The organism is Nocardia aegles (assembly GCF_052545135.1).
In genome coordinates this window covers 503,758-528,917 of the sequence record NZ_JBQWRI010000003.1, presented here as the reverse complement: position 1 = coordinate 528,917, position 25,160 = coordinate 503,758, and the positions used below count along the sequence as shown (strand labels likewise).

The window sequence follows — 25,160 nt, the reverse complement described above, 5'->3', positions numbered from 1 at the left end:
GGTCCACCTGTGCCGCAGTAGGTTTCGCGTGTCGTGATCCGTCTCGGCCGAGGCGCCCGTGCCTGCGTCGCGTGCTCGGACGCGCACCGGCGCCTTCGGCCCGCGGAATCCACGAAAAACGTTGCGCCCGAAGCTGTTACGCCGTGCTTATCGACCAGGTGGCGTGTGGCACGTAGAACTCACGTCCCGTTTCGTCGCGGGCGAGGATCGGCAGCTGGAACTCGACGCCGATCAGCCGCAGGTCCGGCTCCGGTTTCGAATCGATGGTCAAAGCCAGGGCCCGGTCCGGGTAGTCGTTGCGGCTGATCACTTGGTCGACTTTCTCGCCGTTCGGCAAGAGATAGACCAGCTGTGCGAGCCAAGGCGCGTCGGCGACCTGCTTCGGAAGCGACAGCTGCAGTGGGTAACCGGCGGGCACTTCCAGTTCGACGGTGCGGCCACGGTGGCAGCCCGGCGTGTCCTGGCCACAGTTCAGTGTCGTGAACACCGTGCCGGGAGCGTTGTCCTCGGGCAGGATGCGGCAGTCCTGCATGGTCACCGAGCAGTAGCTGAACGGCCGCACCGCGACCGTTTTGCCGTGTGCGTAGGCGGTGAGGATGACGTCGGGCTTTTCGGCGTCGCGGACCAGCACCGTCAGCACGCCGACGAAGGCGACGGTGAGCACGAGCAGGGCGGTCGCGACCAGCGCGGCGATCGTGCGTGCGTTGAGCTTGCTCACCAGATCGGGTCTCCTTGCCCTTGTTGAAAGCGTGTGGTGTCGCCGCCGCGCGGCGCCGGATCCTGTGCCTGTGGTTCGCTCGCCGGATATCCGTGCGGTCGCGTCGTCGGCACCTCTTGCTCCGCGTGCTGGGGACGGTTGCCGCCGAGGCCGGGCAGCAGTGAGTGGCCTCGGAAGCTGAGGAAAGTCTGCACCAAGCCGAGCACGAGTAGCACGGTGACCACCGCGAAGCCCTTCCAGTAGTCGGTCGGCAGCAGCACACCGGCCGCGCCGCCGACGACCCAGCTCAGCTGTAGCACGGTCTCCGACCGCCCGAAGCCGGAGGCGATCGACTCCGGCGGCAGGTCGTCCTGTATCGACGCGTCCAGCGACACCTTGGCCAGCGCGCTCGTCGCCGACGCGACCAGGGCGGCGGCGGCCGCGCCGAGCAGGTTGTCCGCGACCGTCGCCACCAGCGCCACCAGCGCGCACGCCGCCGTACAGCCGAGCACGATCAGCGAGGGCCGGCCGAGCTTCAGCCGGGCGCCGGTCGCGTTGCCCGCGAAATTGCCGATCGCCGCGGCCGCGCCGACCGCGCCGAGCATGAGGGCCTGCTGCACCGGCCGGTGCTCGGTCGCCTTGGCGACGAACGCGACGTAGAAGGTGAGGAACCCGGTCAGCACGCGAATGGCGCTGTTGCCCCAGAGCCCGGTCACCACCGCGCGGCCGAGCGGTTGTCTGCGCCTGCGTGGCGGGACCGACGACTGCGCGGCGGAGGTGAGCACCTCGGTGCGCTCGTCGGCGCCGTGATAGCTCAATGTCGCGGGCACCTCGCCCTCGGTCACTTCCACCCAGGAGGGGATGCGCAAGCTCAGATACGTCCCCCCGCAGGCGATCAGCGCCGCGAAGACCAGCGCGCCGTGCGAGCCGGCGATCGCCGCGGCCAGCCCGGCCAGCGCCCCGGCGCCCATGGTGCCGCCGACCAGTCCGAACACCGTGAGGCGGGAGTTCGTGCGGACCAGATCTATATCCGGTGGCAGCACCCGGGGCGTGACGGCGCTCTTGAGCACGGCGAACGATTTGCTGCCGATCATCATGCACAGCGCGAGCGGATACAGCGCCCAGCTGTCGAATTGGAAGATCAGCACTACCGCGACCACCGCGCGCACGGCGAACGACGTCGCCAGCGCCAGGCGGCGGCCGCGTTGCAGACGATCGAGCAGCGGCCCGATCAGCGGAGCGATCACCGCGAACGGCGCGATCGTGATCAGCAGGTACAACGCGACTTTCGTCTTGCTCTCCGCGGTGGCGCTGGCGAAGAACAAGGTGTTCGCCAGCGCTACCGCGATGGCGGCGTCCAGAGCGAAGTTCGCCATGGTGGCGTAGGTGAGCGCCGTGAGACCGGACTTGTCCGCGCCGTCGGCCTTGGCGGCGCGCTGGAAGGTCGCGATGCCTTTCTCGGTGAGCTCCCTGCCGCGCATGGCGGCAACTCTGGTAACCGTCAGTTTGCGCGGCATTCGCCGCGGGCCGGAGGGCGCGGGGTCCTCGCGCTGCGGCGCCTGATCGTGGACGGCGGTCTCGGGGTGGTCGCGTTCGGCGCGGTCCGGTGTTTCACCGTACCGGGGCTGCTGCGGACGGTGCGGGGGAACGTCCCGAGTCGCGCGATCGGGACTGCTCGGCTGCTCGGCGTCGGGGCCGAGTGAGAAAGGCTTGGTCGGCGGAGGCTGCGCGGACCGGGGCGCGTCGCGGCGCTGGCTCGGCGGCGGTCCCGGCTGATCGAGACGCTCGGAGGCGCGTCCGGATCCCGGTCCGAGCGGTGGCAGCGGCCTGTGGCGTCGCGGCGCGTTGGGTGGCGGATATCGGTCGAAACCGGGATGCCGATCGAACGGCCGGACCTCCTCGCCTTCCCGCCGATCACGGTCGGGACCGGAAGGTTCGCGGGGAGTAGTCACGACCTCAATTCTGGCGCACTCTCGTGCTGGGCGTTCACGCGCGCTGCGGGGTGGCGGCGGATGTGATCGTCGTCGCGGCCCGCGATCGCGCTCAGGCGGGCGCGAAGCGGACCTCGAACATGGTCGGCCAGTTCTTGCCGGTGATCAGGAACCGGTCGGTGCCGGGCAGTTGGGCGATGCCGTTGAGGGCGTCGGTGTCTGCCCGCGTGGTCGCCGGGAGCAGACCGGCGGCGTCGGCGGTCGCCAGCACCGCTCCGGAGTCGGGGTCGATGCGCAGGATCGTGTCGGTGGGCCAGTCGTTGGCGTAGACCGACCCGTCCGCGGCGCATTCGAGTTCGTTCAGGCGCGCGCCGTTGTGGCTGGTCAGTTCCACCGAGCCGGTAGGGGTGAAGGTGACCGGATCACGGAAGGTGAGGCGGTCGGTGCCGTCGCTCATCACCAGTCGCCCGTTTCTGGTGCACAGACCCCAGCCTTCGCCGTCGTAGCTCACCCGGCCACGTTCGGCCAGAGTCGCCGGGTCCCGGGCGATGGCCACGCCGTCGTGCCAGGTCAGCTGCCAGAGTGTGCCGCCTGCGACGGTGATGCCCTCGCCGAAGTACGGGGCGGGCAACTCGGCCCTGGCCAGTTCCGCCCCGGTCGTCAGCCGGGACGCGCGCACGCCGGACGCGCCGGCCAGGCCGGTGCTCTCGTAGAGCACGTCGCCGTCGACCTCCAAACCCTGGGTGAACGCCTTCGTATCGTGCGGGTGGGTGGCGATCACCTCGATGTTCATCCTGGGTGTCGGGTCCGCTACGCCGCCGCATCCACCCGAGACGAGCAGACCGACCAGAAGACTGATGGCCCACGCACGCCGATTGCGCTCCATACGGCAAAATGTAGGCCGTGAGCGCAGTTTCTGTTTCGGAGTCCGGCGTGCGGCCGATTCTGGCCCATGCCGTCGATGTGGCCCGCCGTGCGCTCCTGGAGTTGGAACCGTCGGCTGTCGGTGCGCACCTCGGCGTGATCGCCGAGGACGAGAGTGCGGCGACCCACCGATTCGAGGCCACACTGCCCGGATACCGCGGGTGGCAGTGGGCGGTCGTGGTGGCCGCCCCGCCCGACGCCGACCACGCGACGGTCAGCGAGTCCGCATTGCTGCCCGGGCCCGATGCCCTGGTCGCACCCGAGTTCGTGCCCTGGGAGCAGCGCGTCCGCCCCGGGGACCTCGCCCCCGGCGACCTGCTCGCCCCGCCCGCAGGCGACCCGCGCCTGGTGCCCGGCTACGTCGGGACCGGCGATCCGGTGGTCGACGAAGTGGCCTTCGAGGTCGGTCTCGGCCGCACCAAGGTGATGAGCAGGGAAGGCCGCGAAGAGGCCGCCGAGCGGTGGTACACCGAACACGGACCCGACTCGGAGATGGCCAAGGCGGCGCCCGCCACCTGCGGAAGCTGCGGTTTCTATCTGCCGCTCGCCGGGGCGCTGCGCGCCGCGTTCGGTGTCTGCGGCAACGCCATGGGCGCCGACGGGCGCGTCGTCCACGTCGCCTACGGCTGCGGCGCGCATTCGGATACCGAGATCCCCACCGGCAGCGGGTCGCCGCTGCACGAGGCGTACGACGACGCCGCCATCGACGTGATCTCGCTCGACACGGACGAGCCGCACCGCACCCCGCCGGAGGCGAACGACGCGCAGACGGCCGAGGCGGGCGATCGGGACGGCGCGGCCGAGAGTGTCGCGGTTGGCGCCGATACGGGCGTCGCCGAAGGCGGTGCGGTCGCCGGGAATGTCGCCGTCGCCGAGGACGCGGTCTCGGTCGGCGACGCCGTCGCGAGCGTCCCCGGTGGCGAGCATTCCGGCGTCGGGGAGGGGCTCACGACCGCGGAGGGTGACGAGCCGGCGCGGAACACCACCGCCGCGGAGGGACACACCACTGCCGAGCCCGCCGCCGGCGCGGCGGCTACCGACTTCGGTGGGACCGAGGCTGTCGCGATAAGCGCCGCCGAGGTCGGCGAAATAGATGCCGCCGCCGCGTTCACCGAATCGAGCGTTCCGTCCGCCGCGGCGCAGACCGGCCACGAGACCCCTTCCGTCGATGCGGATACCAGGGCCGCCGCAGACCAGCCGAGCGTGGCGAGGGACACCGTTGCGGCGGAGTCCGAATCGAAGCTTGCCGAGCCCACCGCCGCCGCGAGCGCGACGGAAACCACCGCCGAGCACGCCGACACCGAAGACGCCGATGCGCGATCCGGGTCGAGCACCGCTGACCGGCCGGATCCCGCGGCACGGCCGGAGTTCCAGTCATCGCCGCGCAGCTGAGCGAGGCCGCCGATCCGTTCGGCACGTCGGCGCTGCGCGCGGCGGTGCTCGCCGCATGGCGGGATTCGCCGACGCGGTTGCGGGAGGACGCCGCGACCGAGAACGACTTGGTGCGCGCGGGCTACCGGGACCGGTTGCTGACCGAGTTGGCGCAGAACGCCGCCGACGCCGCGCGCAAGGCGGGCGTGGCCGGTGCCGTCGTGGTCTGGCTGGACGGCCGTGACCTGCACGTCGGAAATACCGGTGCGCCGCTGGAGGTCTCCGGCGTGCACGCGCTCACCGCCTTGCGTGCGTCGGGGAAGTCCGACGGCGAGACCGTCGGCCGATTCGGTGTCGGTTTCACCGCGGTGCTCGCGGTGAGCGACGACATCGAGCTGCGCTCGGTCTCCGGATCGCTGCGGTTCTCTCGTACCGAGACCCGAGACGCGCTGCGCCGCCACGATGTTCGTCCACCCGCTGTCGGCGCGGGCGAATTCGTCCCACCGGTGCTGCGGTTGGCGTGGCCGATCGATGCGCGACCGGCGGATGGCCTGGACACCGAGGTGGTGCTGCGGCTGCGCGCGGACGTGGACGCCGACGCGGTGCTGGCCGCGATGCGCGCCGAAGCCGTCGATCTGCTGCTGGAACTGCCCGCCCTGCAGCGCATCCGGATCGGCACGGCCGAATTCGTCAGCAGTGCCGAGGATATGGGCGACGGCATGCACGAGGTCTACGTTGACGGCCCCGGCAGTGAACAGCGCACCTGGTGGCAATACCGCGCGCCGCGCGCCCGCTGGCTGCTGCCGGTGCGCGACGGCAGGCCGGTGGGCGCCGCCCCCGACGTGCTGCGGGCGCCGACCAGGTCGGACGAGGAACTGTCCCTGCCCGCCTTGCTCATCGCCGACATCCCGATGCAACCGGATCGGCGCAGATTGCTGCCCGGCGCGCGGCTGGACGAATTGGCACACGGTTACGCGGATTTCGCTCGCGCCCTGCCGCCGCGCGACCGGCTCGTGCTCGTCCCGACGCCCGGGTTCGCTCGCAGCGAGGCCGACGGCCTGCTCCGCGAAGCGCTGCTACGGGAATTGCAGACCAGTCCTTGGCTGCCCGTCGTCGCCACGCACCGGAAAGACGCCGCCGAAGCCGATCCCTTCGCCGCGAGCCGGGTCGGATCGGATCCGGCCTTACCCCCACACCAGCAGAACATCGCCGTCCCTACCCGCGCCTACGTCTTCGCCGGTCTGACCGCGGAACTGGCCGACCTGCTCGGCGACGTGGTGGGTCCCCTCGTGCTGCCGGACCTCTCCGGGCGGGCGCACACCGAGGCCATGGGCGTGCTGGATGTACACCGGCTCGGATTGGCGCGGCTGGCGGAATTGTCCGGGAGTTTGCAGCGGCCACCGAGTTGGTGGCGGTCGTTCTACGCCGCGCTCGAACCGTTCGTGGTGGATCCGCTCGCGGCGGAGGAGTTGGGCGCGCTGGCGGTGCCGCTGGCCGACGGCAGGCTCGTCACCGGCCCGCGCACCGTGGTGCTGGGCGATCGGCTCGACCTCGCGATTCCACTGCATTGGGCCAGGTTGGCGCACCCGGAGGCCGCTCATCCCCTGCTGGCTCGGCTCGGCGCGCGGTCGGCCACCGCCGAGGATCTTCTGACCGACCCGGGCTTGCGCGCCGATCTGGAGGACCGTCCCGGCGACCCCGAGACCGCCGATGCCATCCTGTGTCTCGCCGCCCACGCCGACCGGGAAGCCCTGCCTTCCTGGTTGTGTTTGCTCGAATTGCCGGATACCGAAGGCGAATTGCGGCCCGCTGACGAATTGTTATTGCCGGGCGCGCCGCTGCGCGAGCTGCTCGTGCCCGACGCGCCGTTCGGCACGGTCGATCCCGAACTGGTCGATCGCTACGGCGCGGACGCGCTGCGCGCTGTCGGCGTCGGCTGGGATTTCGGTGTGATCGCCGAGGCCGATCCGACCGGTCCGGACCATGATCTGGACGACGAGGAACACTGGTGGTCCACGCTGTCGGACGATCCGCCGGAGCTGGTCGCCGTACGGGACCTCGATCTGATCGATGATGCCGCCTGGCCGGAGGCGTTGCGGCAGTTGGCCGCGACGCCGCGCACCCGCCGCCTGCTCACCGACGCCGACGGCTACACCGCATGGTGGCTGCGCCGATACGCCCGGGTCGACGGCACTGCGCTGGGACTTCTGCGCCATCCCGCCGACGCCGACTTCGACGGGCTGTTACCGGCGTTCACCCTCGCCGGCGTCGACCCGGACGCTTGCCGCGCTGTTCTCGCCGACCCCGAGACGATTACCGTGGAGTTGGCCGCCGCTTTGCTGGAGGCGCTCGCCGACGCCGCGCGAACACCCTCGCCGGACGTCGTTTCCCGCACCCATGCCCGCTTGGGCGCCGCCGTCGCCGCCGGCCTGCTCGACCTCGCCGACCTGCGACCACCCGATCGCGTGCGCGCGCTCACCGGGGCCGTGGCCGATCCCGAAGACGCGTTCGTCCTCGATCGACCGTGGTTCGGCCTGGTGGTGTCGCCGGACCGGTTGGTGGCCGGCGACACCGAAACGGCCTCGTCTCTGGCGGCTCTACTCGATCTGCCGCTGGTGTCCGAGGCCGTCACCGCCGAGGTGGTGAGCACCGGCCGTCGCACGACCTGGGCGGCGGAGCCACTGGGTATCGTGTTGCGGCAGCTGTTCGACCTGCCACCGCGAGCGGGCGAGCTGGTCGTGCACCACGATCTGACGGTGCGGCTGAGCGGTGCGATCGAGGCCACGGTCGCGGTGCCCTGGTGGCAGGCCGGTTCGGCGGTGCACGTGCGCGCGCCGCAGCCGCGTGGCTGAGTCCGGCTACTGCGCCGCGTAGCCCGTGATCATCTCGCTCAGCAGATCCAACTGCCCGCGCACGCTCTCGCTGTCGTTGTCCACCAGCCAGCGCAGCACCACACCGTCGATTACGTTGAGGGTGAACCGGCTCAGCGTCTGTACCGGGACTGACCAGGTGTTGCCGGTGGCGTCGCGTGCGTGCTCCAGGACGTCGGCGACCGTGGAGTCGTTGAAGTTGTACTGCTCGCGCGCGATCGCGAGTTTCGCGGGGGTTTGTTCGCCCTCGCGCAACGCGTAAGTGGTTGTCTCGTATGTGAGCAGCTGCCGTTCCGGAGTGGCTTCAATGTTCAGCCACATGAGTTCCAGACCCGCGCGGACCAAATTTTGAAGGGCTTCTTTTCCACTTCCGACGTCTTGCCATACCGTTTCGTTCGCGTCGACGGAATCACGTAATTCCATCGACAACGCTTTGACCAGCTCGGTCATCAGCGCGTCCTTGTTTTCGAAACAGTAATGCACCACACCGAGCGAGACGCCGGCCGCCTGAGCGACATCGCGCGTGGTCACGCCCGCAACACCCTTTTTCTCGGCAAGGCCGATCGCGGCCTCGATAAGGTGGGCCCGTCGTTCTTCGACGCTCAATCGGGAGGACACCCAAGGGAGTTAAGCGCCCACGGCCCGTGCAGTCAATTCGCGAGCCGGAAAAGAGCGACACACTCGGCGTTCCGGCGGCCACCGCTCTGGTCCGAACGTAACCCGATCGGCTACAAGCCGGTCTGCGCGCCCTTGTCCCCACGCCGTGCGGCGCGGCGCTGGACCAGATAGATCACCAGTCCGATCAGTCCGACCACCAGCCCCATCAGGCAGACCGGACGGGCCGACGCCCACCGGTCGCCGCCCGCCCACACCATCAACGTGGCGATCAGCCACAATGCGCTGCCGACCGCGAGCACCGGGCGCGGGTCGGTCAGGCGCGGCGGAAGCTCCGGGACTTTCTGGGTCACGAGTTCAGCCTAATCGGCCTGCCGGGTGAGTCCGCCGGCTGCGCGGCGGCGAGGTGGTCGTACCGTGGCGGGAAGCCGCGACCGGCCGCGCCCGGTCCCGTATCGTTTGGCACTGTGACAACGCCATCGGATGTCAGAGCCCTTGCTGGTGAGCTCTCGCTGGCGGTCGTTCGACTGACGCGACACCTGCGCGGCCGTCGTGCCGACTCGCAGATCTCGCTGACTCAACTTTCCGCGCTGGCCACGCTCGCGCGCGAGGGCGCGATGACTCCGGGTGCGCTCGCCGCGAAGGAACGCGTTCAACCCCCGTCGATGACCCGCGTCATCGCTTCGCTCACCGACCTCGATCTGGTCGAGCGCAATCCGCATCCGACCGATGGCCGTCAGATCATCGTCTCGCTGTCCCCGGCGGGCCGCGCGCTCATCGCCGACGAAGCCAGCGCCCGTGAGGCGTGGATGACCGAGCAGCTGTCGACACTCACCGACGAGCAACTCGTCGTGCTGAGCCGCGCCGTGGCGATCATGAAGCAGATCGTCGCGGAATCCGAATAGCGCCACGCCGCAACGAGGTTCGTCGCCAACGCGGCCGACGGAGTGGGTCAGCGGTTGCTCCGGATGATCCCGGCGCCCCACCACAGCAGGCCGCCCGCGATGGTCAGGCAGAGGACGAAGGCCGGATAGACCAGAACTCCGTAGTCGTCGGCCCATCGGGGTAGGCGGGTGAGCTGGGTGGCCGCACCGATGAGCAGCAGCGCTCCCAGAGTCACCGCGATCGGCGCCAGTGGCGCGGTGTCCGAGTCGGCCCGGTGGGCGGTTCGGTCGGTCATGGTGGAGCCCTCCTGCGCGGTCGGCTCGGCGCCCGCTCGGGACGCTGTGGGCACTGGAAATAAATCAGTTACCTTCTAGCTAACCTTCGCACGGAGGGGTGATTTCGTTAACATACTGTGGTGCGGATCACAGAAATGTCGCGCGGATCGTTACCCGGGCGAGCAGACGGCCGCCGCACCGGTGCCGCTGTCGCTATCGCGCGCCGAACGGCCGGTCGCTGTCCACGATCTCGCGTCCCAGGGGGAACAGCGAAATCGGTATGAATTTCAAGTTGGCCCAGCCGAACGGGATGCCGATGATCGAGACGAACAGCGGGATGCTGGTGATCAGGTGGCCCAGCGCCAGCCACCAGCCCGCGACGAGGAACCAGATGATGTTGCCGATCAGTGAGCCCGCGCCCGCGCCCGGCTTCTCCACGGTGGTGCGGCCGAACGGCCACAACACGTAGGCGGCGATCCGGAACGACGCGATGCCGAAGGGGATCGTGATGATGAGGATGAAGCAGATGATCCCCGCGAGGATGTAGCCCAGCGCCATCCACAGTCCCGCGAAGACGAGCCACAGGATGTTGAGAACCAACTGAATCGGCTTCATGAGACCAGCATGCCAGGCGGCGGGGCGGGGTGTGCGTCGTCAGAAGAACCAGCCGAGCATCGCGTCCCGCTCCGCGCGAAAGGCGTCGTCGAGGGCACGCAGCTGCCCGGCATCTTTCGCCCGTAACCGGTTCGCAGCGGCGAACACCCGTGCGGGATACGCGCCGAGGTACATGCTCGCGAGCACGTCTATGCCGAGTTCGATATCGGCCGCCCGATCGCTCGGCTCGCATTCGGCTTGTCCGTCCCGCACCCGCAACGCGAACGTGCCGCCCGCGTTACGGAAGGGATCGGTCACCTCGAGCGTCACGTCCAGGTCGCTCGCGTAAGCACGCGCCGTCAGCGCCGCGGGGACGTCCATCAGGCGTAACCACAGCCCGTCGTAGCGGGCGGTGGTGCGCACCAGCCGGGGATCGGTCAGCAGATAGGGCAGCGGGTCGTGGTCGGCGAGTACGGCGTCCACGCGTCGCACCAGATCGAGCCCGAGCAGGGCTCGCCACAGGGCCGCGTGCGCTTCGACCGTGACCGTCCGCAGTTCGGTGACTTCCACCGTTCGCGCCCTGCCGTCCGAGTGGTACCGATACAGCGCGTAGCCGTCGGCGTGCAGGAGTCCGAACAGGCTGGTGCCGCCTTCCCGGAAACGCTGCGGATCGTCGAAAACCATGTCCCAGGCCGCGGCCGGACGCACCTGCGCGCCGGGTACCAGCCTGCGCCAGCGGTCGTAGATCGCTTCCGCCGCCCCGCGCAGCTCGCTCGGCGGGCGCAGCGCCACACCGCCGGGATCGGGCGCCGACGGGAGGAATTCGGCGAATCGCCGCTCGATGCCGACCGCGTTCTCCCGGGTCGCGGGACCGTAGCCGAACCGGCCGTAGATGCCGCCTTCGCTCGCGGTGAACATGGTCAGGGGCAAACCGTCGGCTTCGACGCGCCGATGCTGTTCGGTGTACATGGCGCGGAGGATGCCGCGCCGCCGGTGCGTCGGCGCGACGCCGACACCCGTGACGCCGCACACCCGCACTGTCCGCTCGCCGGGCACGGTCACCGTCATGGTGGTGAATTGCGTGTGCCCGACGACCTCGCTGCCCTCGACCGCCACGATCGAGTTCTCCAGTGGGAACAGCAGCGGAATCCGGTCCATCTCGGCCGGGTCGAGTCGGGTGCCGAACGAGGTCTGCAACAACGTCGTGATCGCGGCCCCATCGTCCGCGGTGGCCGGCCGAATAGTGATTCCCGGCGGAGTCATGCCTCGACCATCCCACGTCCGCGCACCGGCCCGCACCGCATTTTCGCGGTCCGCGCCGGCCGGGCGAACGCCGATTCGGACCCGGCCGTGGCCACCCGGCAGGATGGAGCGGTGGCCGAAGTGATCGACATCGATGACCCCGCCGACCCACGGGTCGACGACTTCCGCGATCTCCAGTCGGCCGACCGCAGGCCCGATCTGCCCGGGCGCAAAGGACTGGTGATCGCGGAGGGCGTCGTGGTGGTCCAGCGCATGCTCGATTCGCGTTTCGCGCCGAGCGCGCTGCTCGGCGTGGAGCGCAAGCGCGCCGAACTCGCCGACGACTTGATGACCGTCGATGTGCCGTACTATCGCGCCACGGCCGAGGTGATGGCCGAGGTGGTCGGGTTCCACCTCAACCGCGGTGTGCTGGCCGTCGCCCGCCGCCCCGCCGCGCTCGACGTGGACGAGCTGCTCGCGAAGGCGCGCACCGTCGCCGTGCTCGAAGGCGTCAACGACCACGAGAATCTCGGCGCCATGTTCCGCAACGCCGCCGGACTGGGCGCCGACGCGATCCTGTTCGGCGACCGCTGTGCCGACCCGCTGTACCGCCGCGCCGTCCGGGTGTCGATGGGACATGTGCTGCGGGTGCCGTTCGCTTCCGTCCCGGATTGGCCGGGCGGTCTGGATATACTGCGGCGCAAGGGGTTCCAGATCATCGCTCTCACGCCCGATCCGGCGGCGGCGAAGCTGGCCGCGGCGATGACGGGGGAGCGGGTGGCGTTGTTGCTCGGAGCCGAGGGACCGGGGCTGACCGAGGAGGCCATGCGGGCCACCGACGTCCGCGCGCGCATTCCCATGACGCCGGGCACCGATTCGCTCAATGTCGCGACCGCGGCCGCGATGGCGTTCTACGAGCGGGTGCGGACGGCGTGACCGGACCGTACCGGCCGTATCCGTCCTACCAGGAGCCGACGCCGTGGGGCGCGGGCCTCACCGTGGCGTTCCTGGTGGCGCTGCTGTCGGCGGTCGCGGTGTACTCCTTCGGGGCCGCGCTGGCCGAAGTGCACCCGGTGCTCGCGGTGGTGGTGAATCTGGTCGCGGCCGGCGGCGCCGCGCCCACCGCGTGGCGCTGGCGTTTCGCCCCCGTGACGCGGTGGGTGATCGGCGGCGCCGCGGCGGGCGTGCTGCTCGGGTGGGTGGCGTTGCTGCTGGACGGGCTGTTCGCCTGACGCGGCCGGGCCGCGGCGACGCAGCTAACCGACCGGGTCGTGGCCGCGCAGCCAGCCGAAGAGGCCGCGCTTGCGCGAGGTCGGGTGCGCCCCGCCATCGGCTCGGCCCCGCGGCGGCGGGTCGGGCAGCTGGCCTTTCGGATGCAGTGTGAACTTGCAGATAGGGATGTCCCCCGGCCCGAGCGCACCGGGCGCGGCGGGCCCGCGGTAGTGGAAGCCGAGCCACTCGTTGTTGGCCGCGTCGGCGAAGTCGGGCGGGTCGAACGGCAGCGAGTGGGGGTCGGGCAGTTCGCCCGCGCGCCAGCGCACCGGATGCTCGCCGGCCCAGTAGGACCGCTCCCACACCAGCGGAAGTCCGTCGTCCTCCAAGATGTGCACCCGGGTCGAGCTGAACGATCTGCGGAATTCGCCGCGCTCCCAGTGGGCGAACGCACCCCAGCCATGCTCGACGTCGAACGACACGAGGTAGGTGTGTTCCGAGGCGAGCGGGCGCACCAGCAATTCCGGGATCTCGGTCGGGTGGATGCGCGCGGCCTGTGCCGAACACAGCACCGTCACGCCCGGAAAGCAACCGATGCAGATCTCGTCGGTCGCCGGACCCGCGCAACCGGCCAGCGTTCCGGCCACGACCGGCTGCACGTCGCGGTCGGCGTGCAACTGTTTCGCCAGCGCCAGAGCGGCTTGGGGATCCGGGTTGTGGTTCGCCCGCAGTACCGCCAAGGGGTTCGGGGCGTCGACGTACCAGAGCGACCAAGCCTTGGATAGCATTCCGGCACCTCCCGATAGTCGCACGAATCAACTCCGCGAACTTCGAGCAACGCATGGCGGCGCTGTCCCGCTCTCCGGATGAATCAGGCCGTACCAGCGGGTGCCGCGGGACGCGCGTTCAGGTCCTGCGCTGGGGTACCGGGCGCTTCCGATGAGTTACCCATGTGCTCGCGATATCAGTATCTACGATCCGAGGGAACTGCTCCCCGCACATGGATCAATTCAGTGACCCGAGCTGCGCACCCCGAGCAGCACGTCCTCCCAGGACGGCATCGGGGCCTTGCCGCGCTTGCTGCGCGTCGGCTTCGCCGGAGCCTTGGCCGCGGGCTTCGCGGGCTCCTCGGTCGCGGCGGGCGTCGGCGCGGCGCTGTCCGCGGCGGCGGCAGGTGTCGCGGCGGCGCCGTTGGCGGGCCCCGCGTCAGCCGCGGCCGCCGAAGCCGCGTTGGCGGGCGCGGCGGGCGTCGGGGCAGTGCCCGCCGGAATCGCGGCGGCGCTGCCACCGGCCGCGACGGCACGCTGTTCGTAGTACTCGTCCAGCGTCGGCTGGCTCTGGCGGCTCGCGGTGCGCGCGGGCGGCGCGGCCGGGGCGGGACGCGGTTCGGCCACCGGCTCCGGCTGCGGCGGCGCGGGCTCGGGTTCCGGGGGAACGATCGTGGCCAGACCGCGCAACGCGCGCCCGAAATCGGGATCGATCAAGTCGGAGGCCGGGTCGTCGAGCGGGGAGACCGAACCGCCGTGCGCGTCCGGCTGGTAACGCCAGTGCGCGGCGATCTCGGATCGTCCGTTCTGCCATTGCAATTGGGCGACCCAGTAACCCTTCTCATCCTTCCAGGCGTCCCATTCGGCGCCCTCGATGTTGTGGCCGCGCGCGGTGAACGCGGCGGTGACCACATCGATGAGGGTGTCGACGGCGGGACCGTCGGGACGGACCGGGTGGGCCTTCTGGGCGAGCTCGGCGGCGCGGGCTCGCTCCAGCAGCACCGGATAGGCGAATCGCTCGACGCGACTGGCCGGCATTCCGGATTCTTCGGTGACCTGTTCCACGGAGGCCCCTGCTCGAATACGGGCCTGGATATCGCGGGGACGCATAGTTGCTTCCATTTCGATCTCGATCTGGCCGAATCGGGCAAGGTCTCCGCGCGCGGCGGCTCGCAGTTTGTCGTCGGCGGGGAGCCGGAACTTCTGACCGGACTCGGTGTCGATGCACACGATGTGCGTGGAGTCGGGCGTCACCCCGATCACTCGAAGTTCACGCACCGTTACCTCCTTATCGCGTCGACTCGCGACACCGCCCACTTTCCGAAACAGTAGTGCACATCTGAGATTCATGTGGCAGGACACGCGGCACGGAAATCTCCTCGGAGACATCCGTGCCCCGCTAATCTGCTCTATTCGATCGGCTGTGGCTAATTGTGCGGCGTGTCGATCCGGGCGTGTTGCGCCCGTCCGGACCGAAATACGCGGCGGTCAGCCGAGATTCCGCACGACCCAGTCGATGGCGCGGGTCAGCTGGCTGACATCGTCCGGATCGATCGCCGGGAACATGCCGATACGGAGCTGGTTGCGGCCCAGTTTGCGGTACGGCTCGGTGTCCACGATGCCGTTGGCGCGCAGAATCTTCGCCACCGCGGCCGCGTCGACCGAGTCGGCGAAATCGATGGTGCCGACCACTTGCGAGCGGTGCGCCGGGTCCGTGACGTACGGGGTGGCGTATTCGCTCGACTCCGCCCAGGAGTACAGCCGCGAGGAGGAGTCCAGCGTGCGCTTCACCGCCCAGTCCAGGCCGCCGTTGTTGTTGAGCCACTCGATCTGGTCGGCGAACAGCAGCAGGGTGCCCAGGGCGGGGGTGTTGTAGGTCTGGTCCTTGGTGCTGTTGTCGATCGCGATCGGCAGGGACAGGAAATCGGGCGTCCAACGGCCCGACGCCTTGATCTCCTCGACCCGGGCCAGCGCGGCCGGGCTCATCAGCGCGACCCACAGGCCGCCGTCGGAGGCGAAGCACTTCTGCGGCGCGAAGTAGTAGACGTCGGCATCGGTGATGGTCACCGGCAGGCCGCCCGCGCCGGAGGTGGCGTCGATGGCGATGAGCGCGTGTTCCGAGCCCGCGGGACGACGCACCGGGATGGCGACGCCGGTGGAGGTCTCGTTGTGCGCCCAGCCGATCAGGTCCGCCGACGGGTCCGACACCGGCTCCGGCGCGCTGCCCGGCTCCGCCGAGACCACGATGGGGTCGCCGATGAACGGGTTGCCCTTGGTCACGGCGGCGAACTTCGAGCTGAACTCACCGTTGGTCAGGTGCAGCGAACGCTCCCGGACCAGGCCGAACGCCGCAGCGTCCCAGAAAGCTGTGGTGCCGCCGTTGCCGAGTACCACCTCGTAGCCCTCCGGCAGGCCGAACAGCTCGCGCAAGCCGGAGCGCACCCGCGCCACCACGTCCTTGACCGGCTTCTGCCGATGCGAGGTTCCGAACACCGAGGCGCCGACGTTCACCAGCGACTGCAGCTGCTCCGGGCGCACCTTGGAGGGGCCGCAGCCGAACCGTCCGTCGGCGGGCTTGAGGTCGTCGGGAATGGTCGGAAACGCAGCTGTCATGGCCAACAGGGTAGTCGGTGATGTCGCTGTGGCGACGCCCACACTCCGGCTAACGTAAGCGCCCATGAGCATGCCGTCAGCTAAGTCAGGGTGGCGACTGCGCGAGCGGGCGTGGAATTTCCGCCTGCGGGGCGCGACGGTCTCGGACGCGATGCGGCGGGAGCTGCTGATTCGTGGCGAGGCGGGAACCGCGACGATCCTCGGCGTCCGTCCGCGCCGCACCGAACCGGGGCACGTGTTCTGGGTTCGCGTGCAACTGGCCGGCGAGTTCCCGTACGAGAGCCGGGTGCGGCAGCGAGTGCAGGACGCGGACCTGGAATGGATGCGGCCGGGCGACGTGGTGTGGTGCCGGGTGGATCCGCGCGACCGCGACCGCCTGGTGCTCTACGTGCCCGACCACGAAGAGGCGGGCCGGTCGAGCGTCGCGAAGATCCTCGCCGACGGCCGCCGCGCCGACGCCACCGTGCTCGCCACCGCGCCGGTCGCGGCCGACTACTCCGGTCGGGACGACCCGCTGCTGCGGCTGGACCTCGAACTGCGCGCCTGGGACGAACCCAAGCCGTGGCGGGTCCGGCTGATCCAGCCGGTCCCGCTGCACGCCCTCCGGCTGGTCGACCTGGGCAGGCATCTGGAGGTCGCCTTCTTCGAGGTGGACCGCGGTGAAACGGTCGCCGTCGACTGGGTCGCCTCGCTCGAGGAGTGAACCTCTGGCGAATGCGGTCGAGCGCTTACAGGTGCACGAAGGTGAAACCCATGGCGCGAATCTTCGGCAGCGCCGCGATCATCCCCGCCGCGGTTCCGGAGTGCGGCCGGTGCATATGGGCCAGTGAAATAGCGCCCGGCGCGGCGGCATTCATCGCCGACTGCACTTGGGTGGCCGACGCGGTCGCGCCGAAATCGGCGTTGATACTGAAACCGACCGGGGTTTCGCCCAATTCGTTGACGATGGACACCGCGACATCGTCGTAATGCGCGGTGCCCGCACGGAAGAATCGCGGCGGTTTGCCGGTGATCGTGGTGAGCAACTCGTGGTTGGCCCACACTTCGTCGGCCGCCTCCCGCGCCGAAGCGGTTCCCGCGATGCCATAGGCTTCGCGGCCGTTCACCGACAGCGGTTTGTGCGCCACACCGTGATTGGCCAGTTCGAACAGTGGATTCGCCGCCAACTGCGCGGTACGCGCCCGGTTCGCGTCGATCCAGCGCTTGTTGAGGAACAACGTCGCCGGAATTCGCTCGCTGATCAGGAAGTTCACCAGCGATTCGTCGATATCGTTGTTGCCTGCGCCGCCGCAGGCGTCGAAAGTGAGCGCCATCTGTTTGCCCGCGGCGGTGAAACTACTTGTGATTCCCGCCATCTCGACGCCCCACTGGTGTGGCAGGCTTCCGGCGTGCCTGGTGGCGACGGCGACCGGTGTGCCCGCGTCCAGGGCCGCCGAGACCGGAGCGGCCCGCATGCCCGTGGTGGCGCCGGGCGTGACCGACACGCGCGCCTGCGCGATGGACGTGTTCTGCGTGGTGCCGCACCCGGTGGCGGCGAATCCTGCGGCCAGAGCGGCGCCGACGCCGAGCATCCGCCGCCTCGATATTCCTTTGTCCAGCATCCCTCTAGTCCTCTAGCTTCCCTCCGGGATGCTACGCGAGCCGGACCAGAGGACGGGACGACATGTCCCGCCGTCCCGTCCGGCTCGCGGTGGTGACGCCGTGGTCGCGCGGGCTACGTGTGGGCGATCGTGGCCCAGCCCTCGACGTCCTCGGGCTTGCGGGGGCCGGGGCCGGTGTAGATGGCCGCCGGGCGGACCAGCTTGCCCAGCTGCTTCTGCTCCAGGATGTGGGCGCACCAGCCCGCGGTGCGGCCGCAGGTGAACATGGCGGGCATCATGTGCGCGGGCACCTCGGCGAAGTCGAGGATCACCGCGGCCCAGAACTCCACGTTGGTCTCGATGGCGCGGTCCGGACGGCGTTCCCGCAGCTCCGCCAGGGCGGCCTGCTCCAGCGCGGCGGCGACCTCGTAGCGCGGGGCGGCCAGGCGCTCGGCGGTGGCGCGCAGCACGCGAGCGCGCGGATCCTCGGCCCGGTAGACCCGGTGACCGAAGCCCATCAGCTTCTCTTTGCGGTCCAGGATGCCCTTGACCAGCGCACGTGCGTCGCCGGTCCGCTCGACCTCTTCGATCATCGGCAGCACGCGCGCGGGCGCGCCGCCGTGCAGCGGGCCGGACATGGCGCCGATCGCGCCGGACAGCGCGGCCGCGACGTCCGCGCCGGTCGAGGCGATCACCCTGGCGGTGAAGGTGGAGGCATTCATGCCGTGCTCGGCGGCGGAGACCCAGTAGGCGTCGATGGCCTCGATGTGGCGCGGGTCCGGGTCACCCTTCCAGCGGGTCATGAAGCGCTCGGTGACCGTGGTGCACTCATCGATCTTCTGCTGCGGGACCGCGGGCTGGTAGATGCCGCGCGCCGACTGCGCGACGTAGGACAGCGCCATCACCGAGGCGCGGGCCAGGTTCTCGCGAGCGGTCTCGTCATCGATGTCCAGCAGCGGCTGGTAGCCCCAGATCGGCGCGAGCATGGCCAGTCCGGCCTGCACGTCGACGCGCACGTCGCCGGTGTGCACCGGGAGCGGGAACGGTTCGGCGGGCGGCAGCCCGCGCCCGAACGATCCGTCGACCAGTAGCGCCCACACGTCACCGAAGGTCACTCGGCTCGCGACCAGGTTCTGGATGTCGACTCCGCGGTAGCGCAGCGCGCCGCCGTCCTTGTCCGGTTCGGCGATATCGGTGGTGAACGCCACCACGCCCTCGAGGCCACTGACGAAATCGCTGGGTACGGTGGCCCGCCCACCGGAAACCGCGGGGCTGGTAGTCATGTCGCGACTCTCCTTGCGCTTGGGTCGCATGTTCCCGCCGATGGGAATTGTCGGATTTGACGAGTACATGCCGATCATCAAAACCTTAGCTCCCCGCTACCGAAGAGTAACGTCTGCCCCATGCGTGACCTGGACAGTTCATCGGACCTCGCGGCCATGCGGGTCGACTACGGCGGCCTCCCGCACGGCGGCAACGACGACGTCGACTTGGACGAGACCTGGCTCGCCGGCGGTTGGGAGCCGCTGCTGCGGCATTGGATCGAACAGGCCACCGCGCTCGGCATCGCCGAACCCAACGCCATGGTGCTGGCCACGGTGTCACTGGCCGACGGCACGCCGCGGCCGGTCGCCCGGACCGTGCTGTGCAAAGGGCTCACGCCGGAGGGTGTGATCTTCTACACCAACTACGACTCGGCCAAGGGCGCTCAGTTGACCGCCCTCCCGTATGCCGCCGTCACCTTCGTCTGGCCCGCGCTGGGCAGGCAGGTGCACCTGCGCGGCACGGTCGAGCGGGTGTCCGCCGAGACGACGGCGGCGTACTGGCGTTCCCGGCCACGGGACTCCCAGCTGGGCGCCTGGGCTTCGCGTCAGTCCCAGCCGATCGGTTCCCGGGCCGAACTGGATCGCACGCTGGCCGAGACAACCGAGCGATTCGCCGATACCGACGAGATTCCGGTACCGCCGCACTGGGGCGGGTTCCTGATCCGGCCCGACGAGGTCGAGTTCTGGCAAGGACGGCGCGGCCGGTTGCACAACCGCATCCGGGTGCGGATCCAGGACGCGGAGACCACGGTCGAGCGCCTACAGCCCTGACCGTATTCCCGACGTCGGCGTGAGAATTCTCGCGTCGATCCGGAGGGGACGACTGATTACGCTGCGGCGGTGAAACTGCTCGCCGACACCACTCCGCTGCGCAATCCGGATTTTCGACGCCTGTGGAGTTCGGGCATCGTCACCATGATCGGCGCGCAGTTGTCCGTGGTCGCGGTTCCGCAGCAGATCTTCCAGCTCACCGGCAGTTCCGGCTACGTCGGCCTGGCCGGTCTGTTCGGTCTGGTGCCCCTGATCGTGTTCGGCTTGTGGGGCGGAGCGCTGGCCGACGTGCTGGACCGGCGCAGACTCCTGCTGATCACCAATGCGGGAACCGGGCTCACGGCGCTGGCCTTCTGGCTGCAAGCGGTGGCCGGGGCGGACAACGTGTGGCTCGTGCTCGGTCTGTTCGCCGTGCAGCAGGCCTTCTTCGCGGTGAATCAGCCGACCCGCAGCGCCACCCTTCCCCGGCTGCTGCCGGAAGACCAACTGGCCGCGGCGAATTCGCTGAACATGACGGTGATGCAGTTCGGCGCCATCGCGGGCCCGGTGCTGGCCGGGGCGCTCATTCCTGTCGTCGGGCTCGCCACGCTCTACCTGATCGACGCGGTCGCGTTGCTGGCCACGTTGTGGGCGGTGTGGCGGCTGCCCGGGTTGCCGCCGACCGGGACGGTGCGCCGCGCCGGATTCCGCACGGTCCTGGACGGTTTCGGCTACCTGGCCACGCAGCGGGTGCTGCTCGCGTCGTTCGCGGTGGACGTGATCGCCATGGTGTTCGGGATGCCGCGCGCGTTGTTCCCGCAGATCGCGCACGAGACCTTCGGCGACCCGGCCACCGGTGGCGTCGCGCTCGGCCTGCTGTTCGCCTCGATGTCGGCGGGCGCGGTGCTCGGTGGGGTGTTCTCCGGGTGGATTCCGCGCATCCGCAGGCAAGGCTTCGCGGTGCTGGTCTGCATCGCGCTGTGGGGAGTGGCCATGGTCGGCTTCGGCCTCGCCGTCGGGCTCACCCGGCACGGTCTCGGCCTGGCCGTCGGGCTGTGGATCGCCCTGGCGTGCTCGGCCTTCGGCGGCGCGGTGGACATGGTCTCGGCCGCGCTGCGGGTCACGATGCTGCAGACGGTGGCCACCGACGATCTGCGCGGGCGGTTGCAGGGGGTGTTCACCGTGGTTGTCGCGGGTGGGCCGCGGATCGGTGATGTTGCCCACGGTTTCGCGGCGGCGAGCCTGGGTACCGCTGTAGCCGCGGCGGGTGGCGGCGCCCTCGTAGTGGTGGGCGTGCTGATCGCGGCGGTCGCGTTTCCGGCTTTCACGCGTTACCGTGTGGCTCGCGCTCATGCCGAAATCGCTGTGTGACGTGCACCGCGAACACCCGGCGACCAGTTCCGCGACGGCGCCCCGACCTCACCGCGCGGGGACGTGTTTGTGAGCCGTCGCAGGACTACCCTCCGGTATTGTCCGCGTCGGCCAACGGCTAGCGTTGAGGCAAGCGCATCGTGCGCCACCGCGCCGGTGCCTGTGGTTCTAGCCTGAGAGGGATCCTTCCGTGCCCGCTGAGAACATCATCAACGTCGACGACGACGCCAAGCCGGTCCTTTCCTACCCCGGCGGCGAGTTCCCGATGACGGTCACCAGGGCCGCCGAGGGCAACGACGGGATCGAGCTGGGAAAGCTGCTGGCCAGCACCGGGTACGTGACGTACGACCCGGGCTTCATGAACACCGCACCGGCCAAGTCGGCGATCACCTACATCGACGGTGAGGCGGGCATCCTGCGCTACCGCGGCTACCCGATCGACCAGCTCGCGGCGGCCTCGACCTTCATCGAGGTCAGCTACCTGCTGATCTACGGCGAGCTGCCCACTCAGGCCCAGCTCGAGGACTTCACCGACCGCATCCGCAGGCACACCCTGCTGCACGAGGACCTGAAGCGCTTCTTCGACGGCTTCCCGCGCAACGCGCACCCGATGCCGGTGCTGTCGTCCGCGGTGAACGCCCTGTCGGCCTACTACCAGGACTCGCTGGACCCGCGCGACCCCGAACAGGTCGAGCTGTCCACCATCCGGCTGCTGGCCAAGCTGCCCACCATCGCGGCCTACTCGTACAAGAAGTCGGTCGGCCAGCCCTTCCTCTACCCGGACAACTCGCTGAGCCTGGTGGAGAACTTCCTGCGGATGACCTTCGGCTTCCCGGCCGAGCCCTACGAGGTGGACCCCGAGGTCGCCGCGGCGCTGGACATGCTGCTCATCCTGCACGCCGACCACGAGCAGAACTGCTCCACCTCGACCGTGCGCCTGGTCGGCTCGTCCGACGCGAACCTGTTCACCTCGGTGTCCGGCGGCATCAACGCGCTCTGGGGCCCGCTGCACGGCGGCGCGAACCAGGCCGTGCTGGAGATGCTCGACGGCATCAAGGCCGGCGGCAGCGACGTCAAGGAGTTCATCCGCAAGGTCAAGAACAAGGAAGACGGGGTGAAGCTCATGGGCTTCGGCCACCGCGTCTACCGCAACTACGACCCGCGCGCCTCGATCGCCAAGAAGCACGCCGACGCCATCCTGAGCAAGCTCGGCGGCCACGACGAGCTGTTCGACATCGCCCAGGCCCTCGAAGAAGCCGCGCTCACCGACGACTACTTCATCGAGCGCCGCCTCTACCCGAACGTCGACTTCTACACCGGCGTCATCTACAAGGCGATGGGCTTCCCGACCCGCATGTTCACCGTGCTGTTCGCGATGGGCCGGCTGCCCGGCTGGATCGCGCACTGGCGCGAAATGCACAGCGAACCGCTGAAGATCGGTCGTCCCCGGCAGATCTACACCGGCTACGGCGCTCGCGATTACCGCGAGATCAACAACCGTTGACGAAATCCATCCATCATCTATCGAAGGGGATAGCCGAATGACCAAACCGGAGATCGAGTTCCAGGCGGGGCCCGCGCCCACCGAGCTGGTGATCAAGGACATCATCGAAGGCCAGGGCACGGAAGCCGTGCCCGGCGGCACTGTGGAAGTGCACTACGTGGGCGTCGAATTCGAATCCGGCGAGGAGTTCGACTCGTCGTGGAACCGCGGCGAATCCATCACCTTCCCGCTGCGCGGCCTGATCCAGGGCTGGCAGGACGGCATCCCCGGGATGAAGGTCGGCGGTCGTCGCCAGCTGACCATCCCGCCCGAGCTGGCCTACGGTGGGGCGGGCGGCGGGCACCCGCTCTCCGGCAAGACGCTGGTCTTCGTGATCGATCTGCTGAACGCCAACTGATCTGGCGGCGCCTTCGGCGCCGCGTGTTCACGGCCCTGTCATGGCTCGTGTCCGAGCGACCACTGCTTGCGACTTCGTCGCTTGCGCGGCGGCCGCTCGGACGCGAGCCACAAAGGGGCCGCGAACATGCCGCGCCGCAGGCGCGGCAAATTAAACAGAGCCGGGTAAATCGAGAACCAGGCGGATGCCGCCCAGCGTGCCCGCGTCGAAATAGGCCCGGCCGCCGTGTAATTGAGCCTGCTGGGCAACCAGCGCCAAGCCGAGTCCCGAACCGCCCTTGCTCGCCTGGCTGCCGCGGAAGAAGCGGTCGAAGACGGCCTCGCGCTCCTGCGGCGGGATGCCGCGGCCGTTGTCGTCGATCGAGATCACGATGTGCCCGTTGGGCGCACGGTGCGCCGAGACCAGGGCCTCGGTCGCTCCGCCGTGTTTGACCGAGTTGGCCAGCGCGTTGTCCACCGCCAGCCGCAGCCCGGCGGGCAGGCCGCGGGTGACCAGTTCGGCGTCGGAATCGATGCGCACCACCAGGCCGGGGAAGTGCCGCATGGCGTCGTGCGCGGCCTGGTCGCACAGGTCGCCGACGTCGGTGGCGACGTGGTCGCGCTCGTTGGTCAGGTCGCCGGTGGCCAGCCGCTCCAGCGCCGCGAGGGTGCTCTCCACTCGGCCCTGGCTGCGCTGCAGGTCGTCCAAGATCTCGGCCCGCTGCGCCTCGTCCAGATCGAGCGTGCGCAGCACCTCGAGGTCGGTGCGCATCGCCGTCAGCGGGGTGCGCAGTTCGTGGGCGGACACGGCGGCGAAATCGCGGGCGGTCTCCAGTGCCGCGGCGGTCTGGGCCTGCGCCTGGTCCACCCGCCGCAGCATGGTGTTCACCGCGTCGGCCAGCTGCTCCGCCTCGTGCACGCCCGCGCCCTCCACCGGCGCCTGCGGATTGCTCGGATCGGGGAACGCGCTGCGTGCGCCCACCTGCCGGGTGAGCCGGACGATCGGGCGCACCGCCGCGCCCGCGAGCAACCAGCCGAGCCCAGCGGAGGCGGCGATGGCGAGCAGGGCGCCGCCGAGCACCCACCGTTGCTGTTCGGCGGTGGCCTCGGCCGCGTCCGCGGCGGGTATGCCGAGTGAGACGACCCGGCCTTCGGGTTGATTCTCGGTGGTGGTCAGAATCCGGTAGGGAGTGCTGCCCACTGTGACAGTGCGGGAACCGGTCGGCAGCGCGGGCAGTTCGGTGGGCGTGCTCGCCACGACCTCGCCGCTGTCCCGGACGGTCACCGCCATATTGTTGTTCAAGCCGGTCAGGCCGATGAACCGGACCGCGATCTGCGGCTCGATCAGGACGATCCGCGCCGCGACGTCGAGTTGCTGGTCGGATTGCCGCACGTTGTTGCGCTCGATGGCGCGGATGCTGATCAGGCTGATCAGCGTCACGATGATGATCGCGCCCGCGGCGGCCGCGCCGGCGACGCGGGTGCGCAGCGAAAAAGACCGGCGCCGACGGGTTTCCGGCGGTGCGGCGGCGGGCACTGTCATTTCGGTGCTCGCAGCACGAACCCGACGCCGCGGATCGTGTGCAGCAGCCGGGGAGTGCCGTCCACCTCGAGTTTGCGGCGCAGATAGCCGACGAAGACGTCCACCACGTTGGTGTCGGCGGCGAAGTCGTAGCCCCACACCAGTTCCAGCAGACGCTCCCGGCTCAGCACCACGCCGACGTTCCTGGCCAGCGTCGACAGCAGCTCGAATTCCCGCTTGGTGAGCTCGATCTCGCGGCCGTGCAGCAGTGCGCGGTAGCCCGCGACATCCACCTCGAGCGGGCCGACGGTGACCGCGCCGGGGGTCGCGGGCGACGGTGCGTCCGATCGCCGGCGCAGCAGCGCCCTGATCCGGACCACCAATTCCTTCAACACGAATGGTTTGACCAGGTAGTCGTCGGCACCGGACTCCAGCCCGGCGATGCGGTCGTCCACCGACGCGCGGGCGCTGAGGACACAGATCGGCACCTCGTTGCCCATCGCGCGCAACGCGGTCACCACGCCCGCGCCGTCGAGCACGGGCATGTTCATGTCCAGCACGATGGCGTCGGGCGCGTTCTCGTTCACACTGCGCAGCGCTTGCGCGCCATCTCTGGCCACGAGGACGTGGAAGCCGGACAAACGCAGCCCGCGCTCGACCGAGGCGAGCACGTCCTCGTCATCGTCGACGACGAGAACCGTCGGGTTCGAGGTCGAGGTCACGTCATCCATTCTGCT

At 69.7% G+C, this 25,160-nt stretch carries 25 protein-coding genes; 10 read left to right on the top strand and 15 right to left on the bottom strand.

Annotated features, from left to right (window positions below):
• Positions 1–136: 136 nt before the first annotated feature.
• From ACT89H_RS12285 to ACT89H_RS12275, 3 genes are all read right to left on the bottom strand, one after another.
• The gene (locus tag ACT89H_RS12285; protein ID WP_445108683.1) at positions 137–718 is read right to left on the bottom strand and encodes a DUF2771 domain-containing protein; all 582 of its coding nucleotides are present in this window, start codon (positions 716–718) and stop codon (positions 137–139) included.
• Complete coding sequence (locus tag ACT89H_RS12280; RefSeq protein ID WP_445108682.1) at positions 715–2,649, bottom strand: MFS transporter; 1,935 nt, start codon at positions 2,647–2,649, stop codon at positions 715–717. Before ACT89H_RS12280 ends, ACT89H_RS12285 begins: the two co-directional genes overlap by 4 nt.
• Before the next feature lie 91 nt (positions 2,650–2,740).
• Positions 2,741–3,514: a glutaminyl-peptide cyclotransferase gene (locus tag ACT89H_RS12275; RefSeq protein WP_445108681.1), complete on the bottom strand. Its 774-nt coding sequence runs from the start codon at positions 3,512–3,514 to the stop codon at positions 2,741–2,743.
• A gap of 17 nt (positions 3,515–3,531) precedes the next feature.
• Here ACT89H_RS12275 and ACT89H_RS12270 point away from each other — a divergent pair, with 17 nt between their 5' ends.
• Both ACT89H_RS12270 and ACT89H_RS12265 read left to right on the top strand, forming a co-directional pair.
• The gene (locus ACT89H_RS12270; RefSeq protein WP_445108680.1) at positions 3,532–4,944 is read left to right on the top strand and encodes a DUF3027 domain-containing protein; all 1,413 of its coding nucleotides are present in this window, start codon (positions 3,532–3,534) and stop codon (positions 4,942–4,944) included.
• Between the two features lie 44 nt (positions 4,945–4,988).
• A complete protein-coding gene (locus tag ACT89H_RS12265) occupies positions 4,989–7,775 on the top strand; it encodes a sacsin N-terminal ATP-binding-like domain-containing protein (RefSeq protein ID WP_445108679.1) in 2,787 nt (928 codons plus the stop codon).
• Positions 7,776–7,781: 6 nt separating this feature from the next.
• On the opposite strand, the gene ACT89H_RS12260 is transcribed toward ACT89H_RS12265, so the two are convergent.
• Together ACT89H_RS12260 and ACT89H_RS12255 are read right to left on the bottom strand one after the other, a co-directional pair.
• Entirely contained in the window at positions 7,782–8,399 is a 618-nt protein-coding gene (locus tag ACT89H_RS12260) for a TetR/AcrR family transcriptional regulator (RefSeq protein ID WP_445108678.1), read from the bottom strand.
• A 122-nt stretch (positions 8,400–8,521) separates the two neighbouring features.
• A complete protein-coding gene (locus tag ACT89H_RS12255) occupies positions 8,522–8,761 on the bottom strand; it encodes a DUF2530 domain-containing protein (protein WP_445108677.1) in 240 nt (79 codons plus the stop codon).
• A gap of 114 nt (positions 8,762–8,875) precedes the next feature.
• On the opposite strand from ACT89H_RS12255, the gene ACT89H_RS12250 reads away from it, so the two are divergent.
• On the top strand, positions 8,876–9,313 hold the full coding sequence (locus tag ACT89H_RS12250) for a MarR family winged helix-turn-helix transcriptional regulator (protein WP_445108676.1): 438 nt from the start codon (positions 8,876–8,878) through the stop codon (positions 9,311–9,313).
• A 47-nt stretch (positions 9,314–9,360) separates the two neighbouring features.
• On the opposite strand, the gene ACT89H_RS12245 is transcribed toward ACT89H_RS12250, so the two are convergent.
• From ACT89H_RS12245 to ACT89H_RS12235, 3 genes are all read right to left on the bottom strand, one after another.
• Positions 9,361–9,588, bottom strand: coding sequence for a hypothetical protein (locus tag ACT89H_RS12245; RefSeq protein WP_445108675.1), 228 nt, complete (start codon positions 9,586–9,588; stop codon positions 9,361–9,363).
• Positions 9,589–9,781: 193 nt separating this feature from the next.
• Positions 9,782–10,183: a YccF domain-containing protein gene (locus tag ACT89H_RS12240; RefSeq protein WP_445108674.1), complete on the bottom strand. Its 402-nt coding sequence runs from the start codon at positions 10,181–10,183 to the stop codon at positions 9,782–9,784.
• 39 nt (positions 10,184–10,222) lie between these two features.
• Complete coding sequence (locus ACT89H_RS12235) at positions 10,223–11,425, bottom strand: GNAT family N-acetyltransferase (protein WP_445108673.1); 1,203 nt, start codon at positions 11,423–11,425, stop codon at positions 10,223–10,225.
• A gap of 111 nt (positions 11,426–11,536) precedes the next feature.
• Between ACT89H_RS12235 and ACT89H_RS12230 the strand changes: the two genes are divergently transcribed.
• Together ACT89H_RS12230 and ACT89H_RS12225 are read left to right on the top strand one after the other, a co-directional pair.
• The gene (locus ACT89H_RS12230) at positions 11,537–12,340 is read left to right on the top strand and encodes a TrmH family RNA methyltransferase (protein ID WP_445108672.1); all 804 of its coding nucleotides are present in this window, start codon (positions 11,537–11,539) and stop codon (positions 12,338–12,340) included.
• Positions 12,337–12,636, top strand: coding sequence for a DUF2537 domain-containing protein (locus tag ACT89H_RS12225; protein WP_445108671.1), 300 nt, complete (start codon positions 12,337–12,339; stop codon positions 12,634–12,636). Before ACT89H_RS12230 ends, ACT89H_RS12225 begins: the two co-directional genes overlap by 4 nt.
• Positions 12,637–12,660: 24 nt before the next feature.
• Here ACT89H_RS12225 and ACT89H_RS12220 read toward each other — a convergent pair whose 3' ends face one another.
• The 3 genes from ACT89H_RS12220 to serC all read right to left on the bottom strand — a co-directional run bounded on the left by ACT89H_RS12220 (position 12,661) and on the right by serC (position 15,996).
• Complete coding sequence (locus tag ACT89H_RS12220) at positions 12,661–13,404, bottom strand: DUF6928 family protein (protein ID WP_445108670.1); 744 nt, start codon at positions 13,402–13,404, stop codon at positions 12,661–12,663.
• 222 nt (positions 13,405–13,626) lie between these two features.
• The gene (sepH, locus tag ACT89H_RS12215; RefSeq protein ID WP_445108669.1) at positions 13,627–14,661 is read right to left on the bottom strand and encodes a septation protein SepH; all 1,035 of its coding nucleotides are present in this window, start codon (positions 14,659–14,661) and stop codon (positions 13,627–13,629) included.
• 210 nt (positions 14,662–14,871) lie between these two features.
• Positions 14,872–15,996, bottom strand: a complete 1,125-nt coding sequence (serC, locus tag ACT89H_RS12210) for a phosphoserine transaminase (RefSeq protein ID WP_445108668.1) — start codon at positions 15,994–15,996, stop codon at positions 14,872–14,874.
• 64 nt (positions 15,997–16,060) lie between these two features.
• On the opposite strand from serC, the gene ACT89H_RS12205 reads away from it, so the two are divergent.
• Positions 16,061–16,699 (top strand): hypothetical protein, encoded by a 639-nt coding sequence (locus ACT89H_RS12205; RefSeq protein WP_445108667.1) that lies wholly within the window; start codon positions 16,061–16,063, stop codon positions 16,697–16,699.
• 25 nt (positions 16,700–16,724) lie between these two features.
• Here the strand turns inward: ACT89H_RS12205 and ACT89H_RS12200 are convergent, their stop codons facing one another.
• Both ACT89H_RS12200 and ACT89H_RS12195 read right to left on the bottom strand, forming a co-directional pair.
• Entirely contained in the window at positions 16,725–17,597 is an 873-nt protein-coding gene (locus ACT89H_RS12200; RefSeq protein ID WP_445108666.1) for a polysaccharide deacetylase family protein, read from the bottom strand.
• Positions 17,598–17,710: 113 nt separating this feature from the next.
• Positions 17,711–18,859 carry a citrate synthase 2 gene (locus ACT89H_RS12195; protein WP_445108665.1) on the bottom strand — a complete coding sequence of 383 codons (1,149 nt, stop codon included), beginning with the start codon at positions 18,857–18,859 and terminating at the stop codon, positions 17,711–17,713.
• Positions 18,860–18,979: 120 nt separating this feature from the next.
• On the opposite strand from ACT89H_RS12195, the gene pdxH reads away from it, so the two are divergent.
• The 4 genes from pdxH (at position 18,980) to ACT89H_RS12175 (ending at position 22,923) form a co-directional block, all read left to right on the top strand.
• Positions 18,980–19,672, top strand: coding sequence for a pyridoxamine 5'-phosphate oxidase (gene pdxH, locus ACT89H_RS12190; RefSeq protein ID WP_445108664.1), 693 nt, complete (start codon positions 18,980–18,982; stop codon positions 19,670–19,672).
• A gap of 69 nt (positions 19,673–19,741) precedes the next feature.
• Positions 19,742–21,022: an MFS transporter gene (locus tag ACT89H_RS12185; RefSeq protein ID WP_445108663.1), complete on the top strand. Its 1,281-nt coding sequence runs from the start codon at positions 19,742–19,744 to the stop codon at positions 21,020–21,022.
• A 190-nt stretch (positions 21,023–21,212) separates the two neighbouring features.
• On the top strand, positions 21,213–22,526 hold the full coding sequence (locus ACT89H_RS12180) for a citrate synthase (RefSeq protein ID WP_445108662.1): 1,314 nt from the start codon (positions 21,213–21,215) through the stop codon (positions 22,524–22,526).
• A gap of 37 nt (positions 22,527–22,563) precedes the next feature.
• Entirely contained in the window at positions 22,564–22,923 is a 360-nt protein-coding gene (locus ACT89H_RS12175; protein ID WP_445108661.1) for an FKBP-type peptidyl-prolyl cis-trans isomerase, read from the top strand.
• 150 nt (positions 22,924–23,073) lie between these two features.
• Here ACT89H_RS12175 and ACT89H_RS12170 read toward each other — a convergent pair whose 3' ends face one another.
• The gene (locus ACT89H_RS12170; RefSeq protein WP_445108660.1) at positions 23,074–24,444 is read right to left on the bottom strand and encodes a sensor histidine kinase; all 1,371 of its coding nucleotides are present in this window, start codon (positions 24,442–24,444) and stop codon (positions 23,074–23,076) included.
• Complete coding sequence (locus ACT89H_RS12165) at positions 24,441–25,154, bottom strand: response regulator transcription factor (protein WP_445108659.1); 714 nt, start codon at positions 25,152–25,154, stop codon at positions 24,441–24,443. The genes ACT89H_RS12170 and ACT89H_RS12165 overlap by 4 nt, the downstream gene beginning before the upstream one ends.
• Positions 25,155–25,160 lie beyond the last annotated feature (6 nt).